General features: G+C 59.2%; 15 protein-coding genes. 4 read left to right on the forward strand and 11 right to left on the reverse strand.

Going from position 1 to position 16,672, the window contains the following annotated elements; genetic code table 11:
* Window positions 1-19 precede the first annotated feature (19 nt).
* From AC007G_RS13845 to AC007G_RS13880, 8 genes are all read right to left on the reverse strand, one after another.
* Window positions 20-922, reverse strand: coding sequence for an EamA family transporter (locus AC007G_RS13845; protein WP_479466615.1), 903 nt, complete (start codon window positions 920-922; stop codon window positions 20-22).
* Between the two features lie 121 nt (window positions 923-1,043).
* On the reverse strand, window positions 1,044-2,477 hold the full coding sequence (murP, locus tag AC007G_RS13850; protein ID WP_032690218.1) for a PTS N-acetylmuramic acid transporter subunit IIBC: 1,434 nt from the start codon (window positions 2,475-2,477) through the stop codon (window positions 1,044-1,046).
* 24 nt (window positions 2,478-2,501) lie between these two features.
* Window positions 2,502-3,404 (reverse strand): N-acetylmuramic acid 6-phosphate etherase, encoded by a 903-nt coding sequence (gene murQ, locus AC007G_RS13855; protein ID WP_032697033.1) that lies wholly within the window; start codon window positions 3,402-3,404, stop codon window positions 2,502-2,504.
* A gap of 164 nt (window positions 3,405-3,568) precedes the next feature.
* The gene (locus AC007G_RS13860) at window positions 3,569-4,732 is read right to left on the reverse strand and encodes a multidrug effflux MFS transporter (RefSeq protein ID WP_032690220.1); all 1,164 of its coding nucleotides are present in this window, start codon (window positions 4,730-4,732) and stop codon (window positions 3,569-3,571) included.
* 47 nt (window positions 4,733-4,779) lie between these two features.
* The gene (locus AC007G_RS13865) at window positions 4,780-6,144 is read right to left on the reverse strand and encodes an efflux transporter outer membrane subunit (RefSeq protein ID WP_142630240.1); all 1,365 of its coding nucleotides are present in this window, start codon (window positions 6,142-6,144) and stop codon (window positions 4,780-4,782) included.
* 3 nt (window positions 6,145-6,147) lie between these two features.
* Window positions 6,148-9,255, reverse strand: a complete 3,108-nt coding sequence (locus AC007G_RS13870) for an efflux RND transporter permease subunit (RefSeq protein ID WP_142630242.1) — start codon at window positions 9,253-9,255, stop codon at window positions 6,148-6,150.
* Complete coding sequence (locus tag AC007G_RS13875) at window positions 9,255-10,379, reverse strand: efflux RND transporter periplasmic adaptor subunit (RefSeq protein WP_032698520.1); 1,125 nt, start codon at window positions 10,377-10,379, stop codon at window positions 9,255-9,257. Before AC007G_RS13875 ends, AC007G_RS13870 begins: the two co-directional genes overlap by 1 nt.
* 135 nt (window positions 10,380-10,514) lie before the next feature.
* The gene (locus AC007G_RS13880) at window positions 10,515-11,084 is read right to left on the reverse strand and encodes a TetR/AcrR family transcriptional regulator (protein WP_047663604.1); all 570 of its coding nucleotides are present in this window, start codon (window positions 11,082-11,084) and stop codon (window positions 10,515-10,517) included.
* Between the two features lie 200 nt (window positions 11,085-11,284).
* On the opposite strand from AC007G_RS13880, the gene AC007G_RS13885 reads away from it, so the two are divergent.
* Window positions 11,285-11,701 carry a GNAT family N-acetyltransferase gene (locus AC007G_RS13885; protein WP_032690224.1) on the forward strand — a complete coding sequence of 139 codons (417 nt, stop codon included), beginning with the start codon at window positions 11,285-11,287 and terminating at the stop codon, window positions 11,699-11,701.
* Window positions 11,702-11,729: 28 nt separating this feature from the next.
* Here the strand turns inward: AC007G_RS13885 and AC007G_RS13890 are convergent, their stop codons facing one another.
* Window positions 11,730-12,377, reverse strand: coding sequence for a TetR/AcrR family transcriptional regulator (locus AC007G_RS13890; protein ID WP_032690225.1), 648 nt, complete (start codon window positions 12,375-12,377; stop codon window positions 11,730-11,732).
* A gap of 80 nt (window positions 12,378-12,457) precedes the next feature.
* Here AC007G_RS13890 and AC007G_RS13895 point away from each other — a divergent pair, with 80 nt between their 5' ends.
* Window positions 12,458-13,951, forward strand: a complete 1,494-nt coding sequence (locus AC007G_RS13895) for an MDR family MFS transporter (protein WP_032690226.1) — start codon at window positions 12,458-12,460, stop codon at window positions 13,949-13,951.
* Here the strand turns inward: AC007G_RS13895 and AC007G_RS13900 are convergent.
* On the reverse strand, window positions 13,948-14,862 hold the full coding sequence (locus tag AC007G_RS13900) for a LysR family transcriptional regulator (RefSeq protein WP_142630244.1): 915 nt from the start codon (window positions 14,860-14,862) through the stop codon (window positions 13,948-13,950). The genes AC007G_RS13895 and AC007G_RS13900 overlap by 4 nt on opposite strands.
* Before the next feature lie 102 nt (window positions 14,863-14,964).
* On the opposite strand from AC007G_RS13900, the gene AC007G_RS13905 reads away from it, so the two are divergent.
* Together AC007G_RS13905 and AC007G_RS13910 are read left to right on the forward strand one after the other, a co-directional pair.
* The gene (locus tag AC007G_RS13905; protein WP_032697029.1) at window positions 14,965-15,597 is read left to right on the forward strand and encodes a pyridoxamine 5'-phosphate oxidase family protein; all 633 of its coding nucleotides are present in this window, start codon (window positions 14,965-14,967) and stop codon (window positions 15,595-15,597) included.
* Window positions 15,594-16,064, forward strand: coding sequence for a nuclear transport factor 2 family protein (locus AC007G_RS13910; protein ID WP_032690229.1), 471 nt, complete (start codon window positions 15,594-15,596; stop codon window positions 16,062-16,064). The genes AC007G_RS13905 and AC007G_RS13910 overlap by 4 nt, the downstream gene beginning before the upstream one ends.
* Before the next feature lie 17 nt (window positions 16,065-16,081).
* Here the strand turns inward: AC007G_RS13910 and AC007G_RS13915 are convergent, their stop codons facing one another.
* Window positions 16,082-16,618 (reverse strand): carboxymuconolactone decarboxylase family protein, encoded by a 537-nt coding sequence (locus AC007G_RS13915; protein ID WP_032697028.1) that lies wholly within the window; start codon window positions 16,616-16,618, stop codon window positions 16,082-16,084.
* Window positions 16,619-16,672: the final 54 nt, after the last annotated feature.

The following is a 16,672-nucleotide window of genomic DNA, read 5'->3' on the forward strand; positions in this document are numbered from 1 at the left end:
AAGTTGTTTAAAATCAGATCTATGCTACCCGAACCCGACGTCGGGAATCCACGGCGATCAGCACCACAGAGGACAGAATCAGCAGAGTACCGAACCAGTCCGGTAGCGTAAAGGTGATGCCCAGTAGCATGAGCGACAGCAGCGCGCTGCTCAGCGGTTCGGCGCAGCTGAGAATCCCCGCTTTCGCGCCGCCAATTTTCTGTGCCCCGTTTAAATAGAGGCTGAAAGTCAGCGAAGTGCCGATCACCACCAGATAGAAGAACGCCAGCAGCAGACGGCCATTGACGACAAAGTGGGTGCCCTGACCGCCGTAGAACGGCAGCAGCATTGCCCCGCCCAGCAGCATGCTCCAGCCGACGATCGGCAGGGTGCCGTATCGGGCGATGAGCGTTGACGGCCAGGTGGTGTAAAACGCGGCGGCAAAGGCCGACGCCACCCCCCAGAGCAGCGCCGACGGCGAAATGGACAACGTGGTGGGATTACCGTGGGTGACCAGCAGGAACGTACCGGCCAGCGAGGTCCCGATGGCGGCCAGCACCAGCGGCCCCGGTCGTGTTTTGCGGGCCAGCGCAAACCAGGCGACGATAATGGTCGGCGACAGGAACTGCAGCACCGTTGCGGTCGCGGCGTTCGATTTCTCGATGGTCATCAGGAAGGTGTACTGCACGGTCAGCGCGCCAAACAGCGAGAAGAACAGCAGGCTGAAGGCATCTTTGCGGTTTTGCAGGACGCGGAAAATTTTGTCGCCGTGCACAAAAGCGAGCATCAGGAGAATCAGGCCAGCGAACAGCAGACGCGTCATGGTCAGAAACGGCGATGACATCTGGCTTTGCTGCATAATGTACTGCGCGCAAACGCCAGAACTGCCCCATAGCACCGCGGCTATCAGTACGTTCAGCATCCCTTTTTTGCTGGAGCCCATCTTTTCCTCGAATGAAATATTGCAAAGGGCGCATCATAGCATGAGCTGACGCGCGCAGGCGGGCAGGAAATGGTGGGGCCCGGCGTGGTGGCGATGGCCGGGACCCCGGGGTGATTTGGCGTTAGCTCAAATCGACGTTTTTACTGCCGAACAGCCAGGTAAAGGCGAAGCCGCAGAGGTAGGAAACGGCCAGACCTGCGGCGTAAACCGCCATGCCAGCGTAGATCCCGCTCGCGGAGGTCATTAGCGGTAGCGCCACGAGGCCAGAAGGGCCAAAGACCGTATTCAGCCCTACCGGCAGGCCCAGCCACGCGATCAGACCGAGGAAAAAGCCGCCGCAGGCACCGCCAATACAGGCGGTGATAAACGGCTTCATGCGCGGCAGGGTTACGCCATAAATCAGCGGTTCGCCGATACCGAGAAAGCCGGGAATGATCGCCCCTTTAATCTGGGTCCGCAGCATCGAGCCGTGCTTCGCCCGCCAGTACAGCGCCAGCGCGGCACCAACCTGCCCGGCTCCCGCCATCGCCAGGATCGGGAACAGTGAGTTAAATCCTTGCGCATCGACCAGCGCAAAATAGACCGGCACGAAGCCCTGATGGACGCCGAACATCACCGCCAGCAGGAACAGACCGGCGAGCACCGCGGAGCCAAACGGGTTGCCGTTGAGATGGAGGAACAGCCACGACATCCCGGTAAACAACCAGCCGCCGATGGGCATAATCACCGTAAAGGTCACCGCGCCCATAATCAGCAGGGTGACTGCCGAGGTCAGGATCATATCGAGGTTGGCCGGCATCACGCGGCGTACCTGCTTTTCCACCCACGCACCGAGAATCGAGGCAATCAGCACGCCGATAATGTTGCCGCGCGGGTCAATGCCGTGGCCGAAGAAGGTGGTGATCCCGGAGAAGAACCCGCTGGTGGCTTCGGGGTTGTAGCCGAGGACAAACAGCGAAGCGATAATGGCGCCGTTGACTCCGGAACCGCCAAACGCCTTCTGCGCGTTATAGCCGATCAGGATACTCAGGAAGGTGAACATCCCCTTGCTGAAGACTTTCATGTAGCCAATTAGCGCCACCAGGGAGGCGTTGGGATGGGCGTTCTCCAGCACAAACATCTGTTCTGCCAGCGTCGCGAAGCCGAGCAGCAGACCGACGGCGATAAAACCGGGAATCAGCGGGGTAAAAATAGTGGCGAATTTGGCGAGAAACTTCTGCACGCCGCTGGTTTGCTTACTTTTCAGCGCCTGTTTTTTCTCTGCCGCCACCTCCGCCAGAGACGGCGCGTCGGCCGGCGCCTCTTCCAGCAGTCCGTTCATCATTTCCGCTGCGGTTTGCGCTTTACCGGGGCCGAGCACCACCTGAAACTGCTCATCGCTGACGATAACCCCCATCACCCCTTCAATCTGGCGGATGGCGGCGCTATCGGCGAGCTGCTCATCACGTAGGGTTAAACGCAGGCGGGTCATACAGTTCCCCGCCTGGGCGACGTTTGCGGCCCCGCCAACATGGGTCAGGATCCGCGCTATCATCTCTTTATTTATTTTTGCCATTGCACGTTACCGGGTTGTCGGCGCTTAGGTGTTGCTCAGCGCCTGGCGGATAAAACCGTTATTTTGCGCCAGCAGGGACTGGGCTTCCGCAGCGTTCAGATTCGCCAGCACCATGACAATGGCGGTTTTACAGTGGCGATCGCAGGCGTCCAGCGCGGCCTGCGCGGTGGCGCGATCGCAGTCGGTTGCTTCCATAACGATCGAGACCTGGCGCTCAATCAGCTTCGCGTTGGTCGCTTCAACGTCAACCATCAGGTTGCTGTAAATCTTACCAATACGGATCATGGCACCGGTGGAGATCATGTTCAGCACCAGCTTTTGCGCGGTTCCCGCTTTCAGACGGGTAGACCCGGTGACCACTTCCGGACCCACGACCGGGGTAATGGCCACATCGGCCAGACGGGCCATTTCACCGTGCGGGTTGCAGCTGACGATGGCCACAAAGGCGTTCTGGCTGTGGGCATACTCCATGGCGCCAATGACGTACGGCGTACGTCCGCTGGCGGCCAGGCCAACCAGCACATCGCGGTTGCTGAAGTTAAGATTTTGCAGGTCCATGGCGCCCTGCGCTTTGTTATCTTCCACATTTTCCACGGCGCTGAGAATGGCTTTATGGCCGCCGGCAATCACCCCGACCACCTGCTCCGGACGGGTACCGAAAGTCGGCGGACATTCGCTGGCATCCAGGATCCCCAGGCGCCCGGAGGTCCCGGCGCCAATGTAAATCAGGCGTCCACCGGCTTGTAACGCCGCGGCCACTTTATCTACGACCTGAGCGATTTGCGGTAAATAGGGGGCGATCGCGTGGGGCACCTGCTGGTCTTCCTGGTTAATAACCGTCAGCATCTCGACGGTGGACAGGGTGTCTATATTGGCGCTATTGGCATTGCGGCGCTCGGTCAGCAGCGCGCTCAGGTCGATACTCATACACAAACCTCTTCAATCACAGTTAAGCCAGATTCTAAGGAATTAATTATTCCAATCATGTGAAGGTTATCACGATTAATACTCAACGGATAATAAGAGATTTGTAGGCAGGTCGGGAAGTGATGCAGTAACAAAATTGGAATATTTTATTACTGCATTAGCGCTTAACGGGTCGAGTGGTTTTTTTGCAGGCCGAAGAACAGGGCGATCAGATAGCTGATGGTCATGGCGAGGCTCATTTTCAACATCGTTTCACCGCCGAGTCCGGCCAGCGGCGCCGCGATGCCGCCGCAGACAAACATCAGGGTCCCCATCAGCGCCGAGGCGGTACCCGATTGCGTACTGCTGACCTCGCTCATCGCTTTTGAGCCGGCAACGGTGCTGATACCGCTCATGAACGACACGGTGAAGAACAGGCCGATTAGCGCCGGTAGCGGCAGGTGTTGCCAGGCGAGAAACAGGGTGATGACTGCGCACAGGACCGCCAGGCTCAGGCCACCGCGCAGCAGCGTATCGGCGCTATAGCGGCGCGAGAGGCGGGAGAAGATCTGCGCGGCGATAATCAGTCCAATGCCGTTTACGCCAAACAGCAGGCTGAACTGCAGGGCCGTCATGCCGTATTCGCTCTGAATCACGAACGACGACGAGCCGATGTATGAGAACAGTCCGGCCATCATAAAAGCCTGAATCAGGCAGTAGCGCATAAAGGGGCGGTTTTTCAGCACCGGGATGTCGCTCTGCTGATGCGTCGTGGCCGGATCTTTACCCGGTAGCGTTTCGCGTAGCACCGTCAGGCTCAGGAGCAGCAGTACGCCGCCGATCCCGGCCATCGTCCAGAACAAAATTCGCCAGTCGAACGCGGTAATGATGTAGCCGCCAATCACCGGCGACACCACCGGGGCGATGCCGTTGACTGTCATCAACAGGGCGAAAAACTGGGTCAGTCGGGCGCCCTGATATTTATCGCGGGCAATCGAACGGGAGAGCACTGACCCCCCCGCACCGGCGAAGCCCTGCAGAAAACGCCAGCCGATCAACAGATGAATATCGTCGGTCGCGGCGCACATCGCCGATGAGAAAATAAACAGCAGCAGCGAGAGCACCAGCGGTTTTTTACGCCCGATGCGGTCGCTGAGCGGACCAAAAAACAGCTGGCCGAGACCAAGACCAATCAGCGCTGCGGTTAGCGAGAACTGGGTCTGCGTGCCGGTGGCATTCAGCTGCCGGGTAATATCCGGCAACGCGGGCAGATAGAAATCGGTGCACAGCGGACCGATGGCGGTTAACAGGCCGAGAATTAACGCCCAGGAGAGGGAGATGCGCGGCATAAAAACTCCTTTAGCATACCGGGCGTTGTCGCCCGGTTGATATTGATTTAGCTGGCGCCGCCTCCCAGCGACTGCCAGAGCGTGATGCGGTTTTCCAGATCGGTTTGTTGCAGCGATATCAGCGTCGCCTGCGCCGACCACAGCGTGCGCTGGGCGGTCAGGACCGACAGATAATCGCCGACGCCGGTCTGATAGCGTTTCATGGCGATATCCAGCGACGTCTGCTCGGCGGCGACGTACTGGCGCTGGGCATCCAGCTGCTCGCTCAGCGTTTCCCGGCGCGCCAGCGCATCGGCCACGTCTTTAAAGGCGCTCTGGATACTCTTCTCGTAGGTGGCGATCAATCCCTTTTTCTCCGCTTCCGCGTAGCGCAGCTGGGCCAGATTGCTGCCGCCGGTAAACAGCGGCAGGCTGATCGACGGGGCGAACGACCACACCTGCATTCCGTGACTGAACAGGGAAGATAGCGCATCGCTGCCCACGCCAGCGCTGGCGGTCAGGGAGATGGTCGGGAAGAAATTGGCCCGCGCCGCGCCGATATCCGCATTGGCGCTCTTCAGGTTATGTTCCGCTTCCTGGATATCCGGGCGGCGGAGCAGCACCGACGAGGATACGCCGGCCGGTACCAGGCTAATGCTGTGGTCGCCGAGGCTTTCCAGGGTACCGGGCAGCAGGCTGTCGGGCACGGTTTCACCGGCCAGTAAATTGAGCGCGTTTTTGTCCTGCGCCACCTGGGTGCGATAGCTGGCGACGCTGGCACGCGCCTGCTGGTAAACGCTTTCGGCATCGCTGAGGTCGCCTGCGGAAGCGGTGCCTACCGCCATCTGGCGGGCAACAATTTTGCGTGAGTTCTCTGCGCTGGCCAGGGTCTGCTGGGCCAGCGCCAGATTGCTGTTATCCGCCGCGAGCGTGACCCATGCGGTGGTCAGATCGGCAATCATCGTCAGGCGCGTATTCTGCGCGGTGTATTCGCTGGCAAGCCAGGTCTCCCGTGCCGCCCGCGATAAACTCTGATTCTTACCAAACAGATCCAGCTCGAAGCTGGAGACCGCGCCGTCGGCCTCTGAGGATGAGGTGAGGCCGCTGGCGACAGTTTTACTGCGGGTATGGCTCAGTTCGGCGTCAACGGTGGGGAACAGCGATGCGCGGGTTTCGCCATACTGCGCCCGAGCGGCCTCAATGTCGGCAATCGCTTTCTGCAGATCGCGGTTGCTGGTCAGCGCCATGCTGACCACTTTTTTCAGCCGCGCATCGTTGACAACCTGCTGCCAGCTGCCGACCACCGCAGTGGCTTCACCGTGAGCGCCAGGGAGCGTCGCGGGAACCGGCGCCGCCGGGCGGCTATAGTCCGGATCGAGGGAAACACAGCCTGCGGTCAGGAGCGCAACAAAAACCAGGGTCAAACGAAACATAACTTACTCCTGAGTAGGGCGTTGGCGGGTGAACAGACGCTTCACCAGCACAAAGAACAGGGGAACGAAGAACACTGCCAGCAGCGTTGCGGTCAGGGTGCCGCCGATAATACCGGTCCCGATCGCCACGCGGCTGTTGGCCCCGGCGCCGGTCGCTACCGCCAGCGGCAGGACCCCGGCGATAAACGCCAGCGAGGTCATCACGATAGGACGCAGACGCGTTTGCGCCGCACGTAGCGCCGCGCGCGACAAGGAATAGCCCTCATCGACCGCCGCTTCGGCAAATTCAACAATCAGGATGGCGTTCTTCGACGACAGACCGATGGTGGTCAACAGTGCGACCTGGAAGTAGACATCGTTGCTCAGATCGCGCATCCACGCCGCCAGCGCCGCGCCGAGCAGGCCCAGCGGGATCACCATGATCACCGAGAAGGGGACCGACCAGCTTTCATACAGCGCGGCGAGACACAGGAACACCACCAGAATCGAGATGGCATACAGGCTCATGGCCTGCCCGCTGGCCAGCTTTTCCTGAAGCGACATGCCGCTCCATGCCCAGGTGGTGCCTGCCGGCAGGATGTTGGCCAGCGCCTCCATTTTTTCCATTGCCGCACCCGAGCTGAAGCCGGAGGCATTCTCACCCTGGATTTCGAAGGCCGTGGCGCCGTTGTAGCGCACCAGGCTTTCCGGGCCATATTGCCAATGGGTGGTGGCAAAGGCGGAGAACGGCGTCATGCTGTCATTGCTGCTGCGTACGAACCATTTACCGAGATCGGACGGCACGGCGCGGGCGTCGCTTTCTCCCTGGATGTAAACCTTCTTCACGCGTCCGCGATCGATAAAATCGTTGACGTAGGTGCCGCCCCATGCGCTGGAGAGCGTGTCGGTGACATCGCTCAGCGACAGTCCCAGGGAAACGGCTTTGTCATTGTCGATATCGACCTGCAGCTGCGGCATTTGCGGCAGGTCGTTGGCGCGGACCGACTGGAGTTCCGGACTTTGGTTGGCGGCAGCCAGCAGCTGGCTGCGCATTTTCATCAGGCTATCGCGATCGGTGCCGCCGCTGGCCATCAGTTCAAAGGTAAAGCCGTTGCTCTGCCCCAGACCGTCCACCGACGGCGGGGTCATGGCAAACAGCGAGGCGTCGCGAATACTGCTCAGATCCCGGGTGGCGCGCAGGGCAATGGCCTGGGCGGTGTTCTCGGCGCCTTTACGCTCGGACCAGTTTTTCAGCGACACGAAGGCCATCCCGGCGTTTTGTCCGCTGCCGCTGAAGTTAAAGCCATCGACGGTGAAAATAACGTTGGTATTGGCTTTTTCTTTGCTGAGGAACCAGTCGGTCACCTGGCGACGTACCTCGGCGGTACGCACGGCGGTGGCGCCCGCCGGGAGGGTGTACTGGACCATAATTTCACCCTGATCCTCTACCGGCAGGAAGCTTCCCGGCAGCTTCCACATCGCCAGCGCCATGGTGCCGCAGATCAGCACAAAGGCGCCCATCATCATGGCAGAGCGGCGTAGCCCGCCGAGCACGCGATGCTGATAGCCCTGTTCGGTACGGCCCCACAGGCGGTTAAACGCCCCGAAGAACCCTTTGGTATGCGGCTTAGAGTGGGAGAGCAGCGCGCCACACAGCGCCGGCGTTAGGGTGAGAGCCACCACCACCGACAGCATCATCGCCGAGATAATGGTCACCGAGAACTGGCGATAAATCACGCCGGTCGAGCCGCCAAAGAAGGCCATCGGTAAGAATACCGCCGACAGCACCAGCGCAATCGCGATCAGCGCCCCGGAGATTTCGCCCATCGATTTTTCGGTAGCTTCACGGGCGGGCAGGCCCTCGTCGCGCATAATACGCTCGACGTTTTCCACCACCACGATGGCGTCATCCACCAACAGGCCGATGGCCAGTACCATCGCAAACAGGGTCAGGGTGTTGATGGAGTAGCCGAACAGCGCCAGCACGCCAAAGGTCCCCAGCAGCACGACCGGCACCGCCACCGCCGGAATCAGCGTGGCGCGGAAGTTTTGCAGGAACAGGTACATCACGCAAACCACCAGAATGATGGCTTCAAACAGCGTTTGAATAACATCTTCAACCGAGATTTTGATGAACTCGGTGCTGTCTTTCGGATAGGCGATATCGTAGCCCTGCGGCATCTGCCGCTGATATTCAGCAATTTTACTTTTCACGCGCGTGGCGGTATCCAGCGCGTTGGCGCCCGGGGCCATCATCACCGCGATACCGGCGGCCGGGTGGCCGTTGAGGTTTGAGGTGGCGGTGTAATCTTCGCTGCCCATCTCAACGCGAGCGACGTCGCCCAGACGCACCACCGAACCATCTGACTTGCTCTTGACGATAATGTTTTTGAACTGATCGACGGTTTGCAGCCGCGACTGGGCGCGGACGGTGGCGGTCAGCTGCTGCGCGCTGGATGACGGCAGCGCGCCGATTTTGCCCGCGGAAATTTGCACGTTCTGCGCTTCAATCGCCGTTTGTACATCGGAAGGCATCAGCGCGTAGGAGGCCAGTTTGGTTGGATCCATCCAGATACGCATCGCGTATTCTGCGCCGAAAACGCGCAGGCTACCGACGCCCTCAACGCGCGCCAGCGGGTCCTGCATGTTACTGACCAGCCAGTCGGAGATATCGGAGCTGGTGGCTTTGTTATTTTTATCGTACACCGCGAGGATCAGCAGGAAGTTACTTTGCGATTTCACTACCGTGACGCCGGACTGCTGCACCTCGCTCGGCAGGCGTGATTCCGCCTGCTGGACTTTGTTCTGCACCTGCACCTGGGCGGTATCCGGGTCGGTCCCCTGCTCGAAGGTGACGGTAATATCTACCGAGCCGTCAGAGCTGCTGGTGGAGGTGAAATAGAGCAGGTTATCCAGCCCGGTCAGCTGCTGTTCAATGACCTGAGTGACGCTGTTTTCCAGGGTTTCCGCAGAGGCCCCGGTATAGGTGGCCGAGATTTTTACCGCCGGAGGGGCGACGTCAGGATATTGCGCCACCGGCAGCGTCTGGATGGCGAGCACCCCGGCGAGCATGATCAGAATGGCGATAACCCAGGCGAAAACCGGGCGACGCACAAAGAAGCGGGAAAACATCAGGCGTTGCCTCCGTCATTGTTGACTTCGACGGCTTTGACCTGTTGGCCAGCAGCGACTTTGCTGGTGCCTTCAACGATCAGCTTATCGCCGCTTTTCAGGCCGTTCACCACCAGCCATTTGTCGCCGTATGCGTCACCGGTTTCGACTTCCCTTTGCTCTACTTTGCTGTTGCTATCGACGACGAGCGCGGTGGCATTGCCTTTGGCATCACGGGTGATGCCTTGCTGTGGCGCCAGGATCGCATCGTCCATCACTCCTTCATCGACGTGGGCGCGCACGAACATTCCCGGTAACAAGACATGCTGCGGGTTGGGGAAGACTGCGCGCAGCGTGACCGAACCGGTGGATTCGTCCACCGCCACTTCGGTCAACGCCAGATGCCCTTTTTCGCTGTAGGTGCTGCCATCTTCCAGGGTCAGCGACACGCTAAGCGTATTGTCGTTGGTCGCCAGCGCTTGTTTGCGCAGGCGCAGCAGATCGACGCTGGAGCGGGTGAGATCGACATACATGGTGTCCAGCCCACGGATCGTCGCCAGGGCGGTATCCTGGTCGGCGGAAACCAGTGCGCCGGGGGTGACGGAAGAGATGCCGATCCGTCCGGCAATCGGCGCGGTAACGGTGGTCCAGTTCAGGTTAATCCGCGCGCTCTCCAGCGCCGCCTTTTTCGACTCCACGCTGGCTTTGTCCTGATTGCAGGTGGAGATAGCATCGTCGGCATCCTGACGGGAAACGCCGTTGTCCTTGACCAACGCCGCGTAGCGCTGGGCTTTCTGACAGTCGGATGTCACCAGCGACTGGGCCTGCTTGAGCGCGGCGGCGGCTTCGTTATAGGCTGCGCGATAGCTGGCGGGGTCGATTTGATACAGCGCCTGGCCGGCTTTTACCCTATCGCCCTCGGTGAACAGGCGTTTTTGAATGATGCCGCCCACCTGCGGACGCACTTCGGCGCTGAGTGAGGCCGTGGTACGACCGGTCAGTTCGCTGATCACGGAAACGGGCTGGCTTTTCAGCGTGACGACGCCCACTTCCGGCGTCATCTGTGGTGGGGCTGATGTTTGGGCATTATCGCATCCGCTCAGGATGAATAAGGCCGCTGCGATGGGGATTATGGTATATTTCATTATATTTTTCTCAGGATGAACGACGTCCTCCCCGCTAATTAAATAGCAGGGTTCAGGCCAGCGGGTGACGCATTTCCGATAAACGGAAACGACAAAAAGGGAATTTAAAATTCCCTGTTTATTAATTGCAGTTAATTATTTATCCATTAGCAACATAGCGGTTATTTCCCGATAAAGTTTCTCGAGGACTTCTGGTGCCACCGTTTGTGGAACAAGACGCCGGTAAATCGTCCCTTCCATCATCACCGCGGTGATCTCAACGCAGCAGCGGATGCGTTCGTCGCTCAGATGCGGGTGCGCTTTGCGTATATGCGCGCAGGCGTTGGCAAACATGCGCTTGTCGGCTTCCACCATCATGGCCGCGATTTGCGGATTGCGGGTCGCTTCGGCGGCCATTTCCAGCATCAGCGCGTCATCATCTTCATCCAGGGTCTGTCGCCAGGCGAGCAGCCGCGGAATTTGGTCCGTCTGCGTTTTTCCGTCCATCTCGGCAATACGATAATCGATGATGCGGCGGATCATTTCCGCAATAATGGCGTCTTTATTGGCGAAGTAGCGGTAGATTTGCCCGACGCTCAGCTTCGCCTCGCTGGCGATCTGCGCCATGCTGGCTCCGTGAAAACCATGACGGCGAAAGCAGTGACGTGCGGCAGCGATGATTTCATCCTGCCGGATCTTTTGCCGGGCGGCCAGGGCGTTGCTCATGGTTTTCTCCGTGGTGACATAAAGTGAGAATGATCATTCTCATTTTTCCTTCATTATACGTTTCCAGCGGATGATGGAAAGGTTTTTTTAATTAAAAATAAGCCCGGAAAATTTAGACAGGAAATAATGGAGAAAATAAGTATTTTTTGTGAAAGTAAGCGCAGAGATATCTTCATAATATTGAATTAAGGAGAATACCGATGGCATTGATTATAACGAAAAGTATTAATCCAGCGGATCAGGAGGAGTTGCTGGCAGGATTACGTGAATACAACCTGCGCTATCTGGATGCGACGCAGTTTGCTGACCTGGGCGTCTACTTCCGTGATGAGGCCGGGGTCATGTTGGGCGGTTTGATTGCCAAAAGAAAGGCCAACTGGCTCTGTATTGAGTATTTGTGGGTCAGTGAAGCTTCGCGCGGCAGCGGGCTGGGCGGCGAATTGATGCGCGCGGCGGAAAAGCAGGCGCGCGAGGAGGGCTGTCGCCATGTTCTGGTCGATACCTTCAGCTTCCAGGCCCTGCCGTTTTATCAAAAGCAGGGCTATCAGCTGCAGATGTCGCTTCCTGATTTTCCGCACGTCGGGATGGCGCGCCACTACCTGTCGAAAGCGCTGTAGCTCCGGCGGGCAGCCGATAGCGCGTGGCTTAACCGGCAATTCCCTGGCGGATCAGCGTCAGCGCGTGGCTGACAATGGTCTGTCGGGAGACGGAGGCTAAGCGTGTGTCGGTACGCAGGCGGGAGAAAGGCACCAGAACCAGGCTAATCAGGGTGGTGAACAGCAGCTCTGGCGACAGGGCCGGGTTGAGTTTACCCTCTTCCTGCCAGCGCTTCACCGTTGCCAGCATCCGGTGGTATTTATCATCGCCAAAGCGCGCGTGCATATGCTGGCGAAGTATCGGCATCTCGCCAATCACCTCCTGCATCCACAGCGGCGCAAACCAGTTGTGCTTCTCCGCCAGCGTCCCCAGTGCCTCGATCAGCAAGGTGAAAGCGGTCACCGGATCTTCCGGATGTTCGATAAAAATCTGGCCTATCTCACTGCGCAAAGGCATGAAGCGCTCTTCCAGCAACTGGTCTACTAACGCTTCCCGCGAGCTGAAATAGTAGTGCAGCATCGCCGGCGTCACGCCGGCTTCTTTGGCAATGGCATTGAGCGAAGTATGGGCGATCCCCTGACGGGCAAACAGCATCAGCGCAATATCCATAAGCTGCTCGCGACTGGCTGTGCCGGGTTTTTTACCCCGCGGGCGGCCCGGGCGGCGAGGGACATCATTGTCTTTTTGTGCGGCCATTTCTTGATCCTCTCTTGACGGGATTCATCATTTCCCTAAATATTAATTATACATTTAATTAATTTCAAGCGAGTGATGTGATGACGTCTCAAGTCGCGACCCAACCGGCACCGTCGATCCGTCTGCTGTTTAGCGCGCTGATGCTGGTTATGCTGTTGTCGGCCCTGGATCAGACCATTGTGTCGACGGCGCTACCCACGATTGTTGGTGAGCTTGGGGGGCTGGATAAGCTCTCCTGGGTGGTCACCGCCTATATTCTCAGCTCGACGATTGTCGTACCGCTGTACGGTAAATTTGGCGATCTGTTTGGCCGCAAAATTGTGCTCCAGGTTGCGATCGTGCTGTTCCTGGTCGGTTCCGCGCTGTGCGGCGTCGCGCAGAATATGACGCAGCTGGTGCTGATGCGTGGGCTACAGGGGCTGGGCGGCGGCGGCCTGATGGTGATCAGCATGGCGGCGGTGGCCGACGTGATCCCACCGGCCAACCGCGGCCGCTATCAGGGGCTGTTCGGCGGAGTATTCGGCCTGGCGACGGTGATCGGGCCGCTCATCGGTGGCTTCCTGGTCCAGCACGCTTCATGGCGCTGGATTTTCTATATCAACCTGCCGCTGGGGCTGTTTGCGCTGCTGGTGATCGGCGCGGTTTTCCACAGCAGCAATAAACGTAGCCAGCATCAGGTTGACTGGCTGGGCGCGATTTACCTGAGTATGGCGCTGCTGTGTATCATTCTCTTCACCTCTGAAGGCGGCAGCGTGCGCGCGTGGAACGACCCGCAGCTGTGGTGCATTCTCGCCTTCGGCGTGGTGGGGGTTATCGGCTTTATTTATGAAGAACGGATCGCCGCAGAACCGATTATCCCGCTCTCCCTCTTTCGCAATCGCAGCTTTCTGCTGTGCAGCCTGATTGGCTTTGTCATCGGGATGTCATTGTTTGGCTCGGTCACCTTCCTGCCGCTCTATCTGCAGGTGGTGAAGGCGGCGACGCCGACCGAAGCCGGGATGCAGCTCATTCCGTTGATGGGCGGGCTGTTGATGACGTCGATCGTCAGCGGGCGCATTATCAGCCGCACTGGCCGGTACCGCATATTCCCGATTCTTGGCACGTTGTCAGGTATGGTGGGGATGGTGCTGCTGACGCGTATTACCATTTACTCGCCGATGTGGCAGCTGTATCTGTTTACCGCCGTGCTGGGGATGGGCCTGGGACTGGTGATGCAGGTGCTGGTGCTGGCGGTACAGAACGCCATGCCGGCGCAGATGTACGGCGTGGCGACCTCTGGCGTGACGCTGTTCCGTTCGATAGGCGGTTCCATCGGGGTGGCGCTGTTCGGCGCGGTGTTCACCCACGTTCTGCAAAACAACCTGCAGCGTCTGCTGCCGGAAGGGACGGCGCTGCCGCGGGCGCTGAATCCGGCCGCGGTGCAGAACCTGCCGTCAGAGATCCGCCTCGATTATCTCGATGCCTTTGGCTCGGCGATTCATGCCGCATTCCTGATGGCAGCCTGCATCATGGCGGTCGCTTTCCTGCTCTCATGGCTGCTGAAAGAGGCGCCGCTGAAAACGGTGGCGAGCTAGCGGGTTGCCGCGATGCGCGCCAGCGCCTGGCGCAGCATCGGGGTGGCGAAATCGATAAACTTCCGCAACTTAAGAGGTGCCAGCCCGCGGGCGGTATACAGCAGGTGTACCGGCGCAGGCTCCGGTTCCATCGCTTCCAGTATCAGCGTCAGTTCACCGCACGCCAGACCATCGATGGCCTGGTAGTGCAGCAGGCGCGCCGCGCCGGCCCCCAGTCGCGCGGCGTCGGCGGCGCTTTCCGGAGTGGTCACGCAGAGCACCGGCTGGAGCACTACGTGCCGGTCTTCCGCCATCGGCGCCTTAAACCGCCAGCCGCGATAGGGCATCGGTGATTCAATGCCAATGGCCGGCAGTGTGCTCAGCTCACGCGGGCGCTGCGGGTATCCGTGCTTCTCCAGCAGCGCCGGGTGGGCGCAGGTGACAATACGCATCTCGCCCAGGCGGGTGGCAACCATTCCGCTATCAGGTAGCGTACCGATACGCACCGCGAGATCGATATGGTCGTCGACCAGGTCGGCATTACGATCGCTGAGCAGCAAACGGACGCGAATTTGCGGGTAACGGGCGAGAAAAGCGGTGACAACCGGCAAAACATGCTGTCGGCCAAACATCGTCGGTGCCGCGATCGTCAGCTCACCCTTCGGCTGCTGATATTCCCCCGCCGCCTGGCGCTCGGCCTGGTCAACCTCTTCGAGAATCCGCCGTGCTGCGGCGACATAATCGATACCGGCATCGGTCAGCGTCAGCTTGCGGGTGGTGCGGAGCAGCAGGCGCACGCCGAGCGTGGTTTCCAGCTCGGCAATATGGCGGCTGATGGTGGTCAACGGCGTATTCAGCGCCCGCGCCGCCGCCGACATGCTGCCCAGTTCAGTGACTTTTATCAGCAGCGCCATGGCGCTCAAGCGATCCATAATTATCCCGTTTTCCGGAAAGATGATTGTCAGTATCGCAGTATTATCATTTATGGCGGCAGAGTCCATGATGAGCGCAGTCACAGCGCGTTCGGAGGATCTATGCCGGGGGACTTTCTCGATATTGCCATCACGCCTGATGTGATGGACGTTCAACATGAAATGGGAAGCGATGGTCTGTGGCAGTCGCCGTATCGCCAGCGCAGGGGAGAACGTTTCGGCGCCAGCGAAGAGGAGATGATCGCCACCCGCGACAGTTTTTATCTGGCAACGCTATCGCAAACCGGCTGGCCCTACATCCAGCATCGCGGCGGGCCGCCGGGTTTTCTCCATCTGCTGGATGACGCCACCCTGGCGATGGCGGATTTTGGCGGCAACCGGCAGTACATCACCACCGGCAACCTGCGCGGCAGCGACCGGGCCTGCCTGTTTTTGATGGATTACCCGCGCCGCGCCAGGCTGAAAATCTATGCCACCGTCGAGGTGCTGGCGAAGGACGATGATCCCGGGCTGTTGGCTCGGGTCACGCCGGACAATTACCGCGCCCGGGTGGAGCGCCTGTTTCGCTTTCATCTGCAGGCGTTTGACTGGAACTGTCCGCAGCACATAACGCCGCGCTACAGCGCCCGACAGGTGGCGGAGTACAGCCAGACGCTGCAGCAGCGTATCCAGGCGCTGGAGCAGGAAAATCTGAAGCTACAACAACAGTTAACGTTAAAAGGAGAACGACCATGACCGAAGTTCGCCCGCCGCTACCGCCGTTTACCCGGGAAAGCGCGCTGCAAAAGGTTCGCGCCGCCGAAGATGGCTGGAACAGCCGCGACGCGCAAAAAGTGGCGCTGGCCTATACGGCCGACAGCCAGTGGCGCAACCGCAGTGAGTTTGTCCATGGGCGTGCGGAAATCATCGGCTTCCTGACGCGAAAATGGCAAAAGGAGCAGCAGTACCGGCTGATTAAGGAGCTGTGGGCGTGGAACGATAACCGTATTGCCGTGCGTTTCGCCTATGAATGGTGTGATGACAGCGGCAGCTGGTTCCGCTCATATGGCAATGAAAACTGGGAGTTTGATGAGCATGGCCTGATGCATACCCGCTACGCCTGCATTAACGATCTGCCGATTGCCGCGCGGGATCGCCTGTTCCATTGGCCCCAGGGGCGCCGCCCCGATGACCATCCGGGGCTGAGCGAGCTGGGGCTATAAACAGGCGATGTGACGGGTTAATCGGCTTTCGGGAAGTCGACGACCGTATCATTCACCCGGTTCACCATATTGGTGAACAGAATGGCGCTCACCGCGCTGATAATCTCAATCACCTGCTGGTCGCCGAAGCCAGCGTTACGCAGTGCGCTGACGTCGGCTTCCGGGAGCGTACCGCGAGTGCGCACCAGGGTCTGGACAAACTTGACCAGCGCATCGAGACGGGCATCATCAGTAAACTCGCCGCGGCGCAGGGCATGGATTTGCTCGCCGCTGTAACCCGCTTTTTTCGCCATTAAGGTATGCGCCGCCAGGCAGTAATCGCAGCCGGTGGCCTCGCTCACGGCCAGGTTAATCGCTTCCAGCTGTTTGGCATTCAGGCTGCTTTTACTCAGCATCGCGTTATGCGCCAACGCCTGCTGCAATGCCGCCGGTGAATGACCGCCAATGGTCAGATAGGCATTGGGCACTTTACCCATCGCTTTTTTGATCGCACCGAAAATTTCTGCGGCTTTACCGGTGACGTCTTGTTCACGAATATCAGCTAAACGGCTCATGGTGTGCTCCTGTGTTTGTGAGGGTGTGATGTGGCAATGGCGACATGTTAGGGA

The organism is Klebsiella sp. CSG-1 (genome assembly GCF_056521145.1).

Coding starts and splice junctions, on each gene's coding strand:
- AC007G_RS13895 (WP_032690226.1), top strand. CDS start 12,458: ATGACGTCTCAAGTCGCGACCCAACCGGCACCGTCGATCCGTCTGCTG.
- AC007G_RS13845 (WP_479466615.1), bottom strand. CDS start 922: ATGGGCTCCAGCAAAAAAGGGATGCTGAACGTACTGATAGCCGCGGTG.
- AC007G_RS13910 (WP_032690229.1), top strand. CDS start 15,594: ATGACCGAAGTTCGCCCGCCGCTACCGCCGTTTACCCGGGAAAGCGCG.
- murQ (WP_032697033.1), bottom strand. CDS start 3,404: ATGAGTATCGACCTGAGCGCGCTGCTGACCGAGCGCCGCAATGCCAAT.
- AC007G_RS13870 (WP_142630242.1), bottom strand. CDS start 9,255: ATGTTTTCCCGCTTCTTTGTGCGTCGCCCGGTTTTCGCCTGGGTTATC.
- AC007G_RS13880 (WP_047663604.1), bottom strand. CDS start 11,084: ATGAGCAACGCCCTGGCCGCCCGGCAAAAGATCCGGCAGGATGAAATC.
- AC007G_RS13905 (WP_032697029.1), top strand. CDS start 14,965: ATGCCGGGGGACTTTCTCGATATTGCCATCACGCCTGATGTGATGGAC.
- AC007G_RS13875 (WP_032698520.1), bottom strand. CDS start 10,379: ATGAAATATACCATAATCCCCATCGCAGCGGCCTTATTCATCCTGAGC.
- AC007G_RS13885 (WP_032690224.1), top strand. CDS start 11,285: ATGGCATTGATTATAACGAAAAGTATTAATCCAGCGGATCAGGAGGAG.
- AC007G_RS13915 (WP_032697028.1), bottom strand. CDS start 16,618: ATGAGCCGTTTAGCTGATATTCGTGAACAAGACGTCACCGGTAAAGCC.
- AC007G_RS13865 (WP_142630240.1), bottom strand. CDS start 6,144: ATGTTTCGTTTGACCCTGGTTTTTGTTGCGCTCCTGACCGCAGGCTGT.
- AC007G_RS13900 (WP_142630244.1), bottom strand. CDS start 14,862: ATGGATCGCTTGAGCGCCATGGCGCTGCTGATAAAAGTCACTGAACTG.
- AC007G_RS13860 (WP_032690220.1), bottom strand. CDS start 4,732: ATGCCGCGCATCTCCCTCTCCTGGGCGTTAATTCTCGGCCTGTTAACC.
- AC007G_RS13890 (WP_032690225.1), bottom strand. CDS start 12,377: ATGGCCGCACAAAAAGACAATGATGTCCCTCGCCGCCCGGGCCGCCCG.
- murP (WP_032690218.1), bottom strand. CDS start 2,477: ATGGCAAAAATAAATAAAGAGATGATAGCGCGGATCCTGACCCATGTT.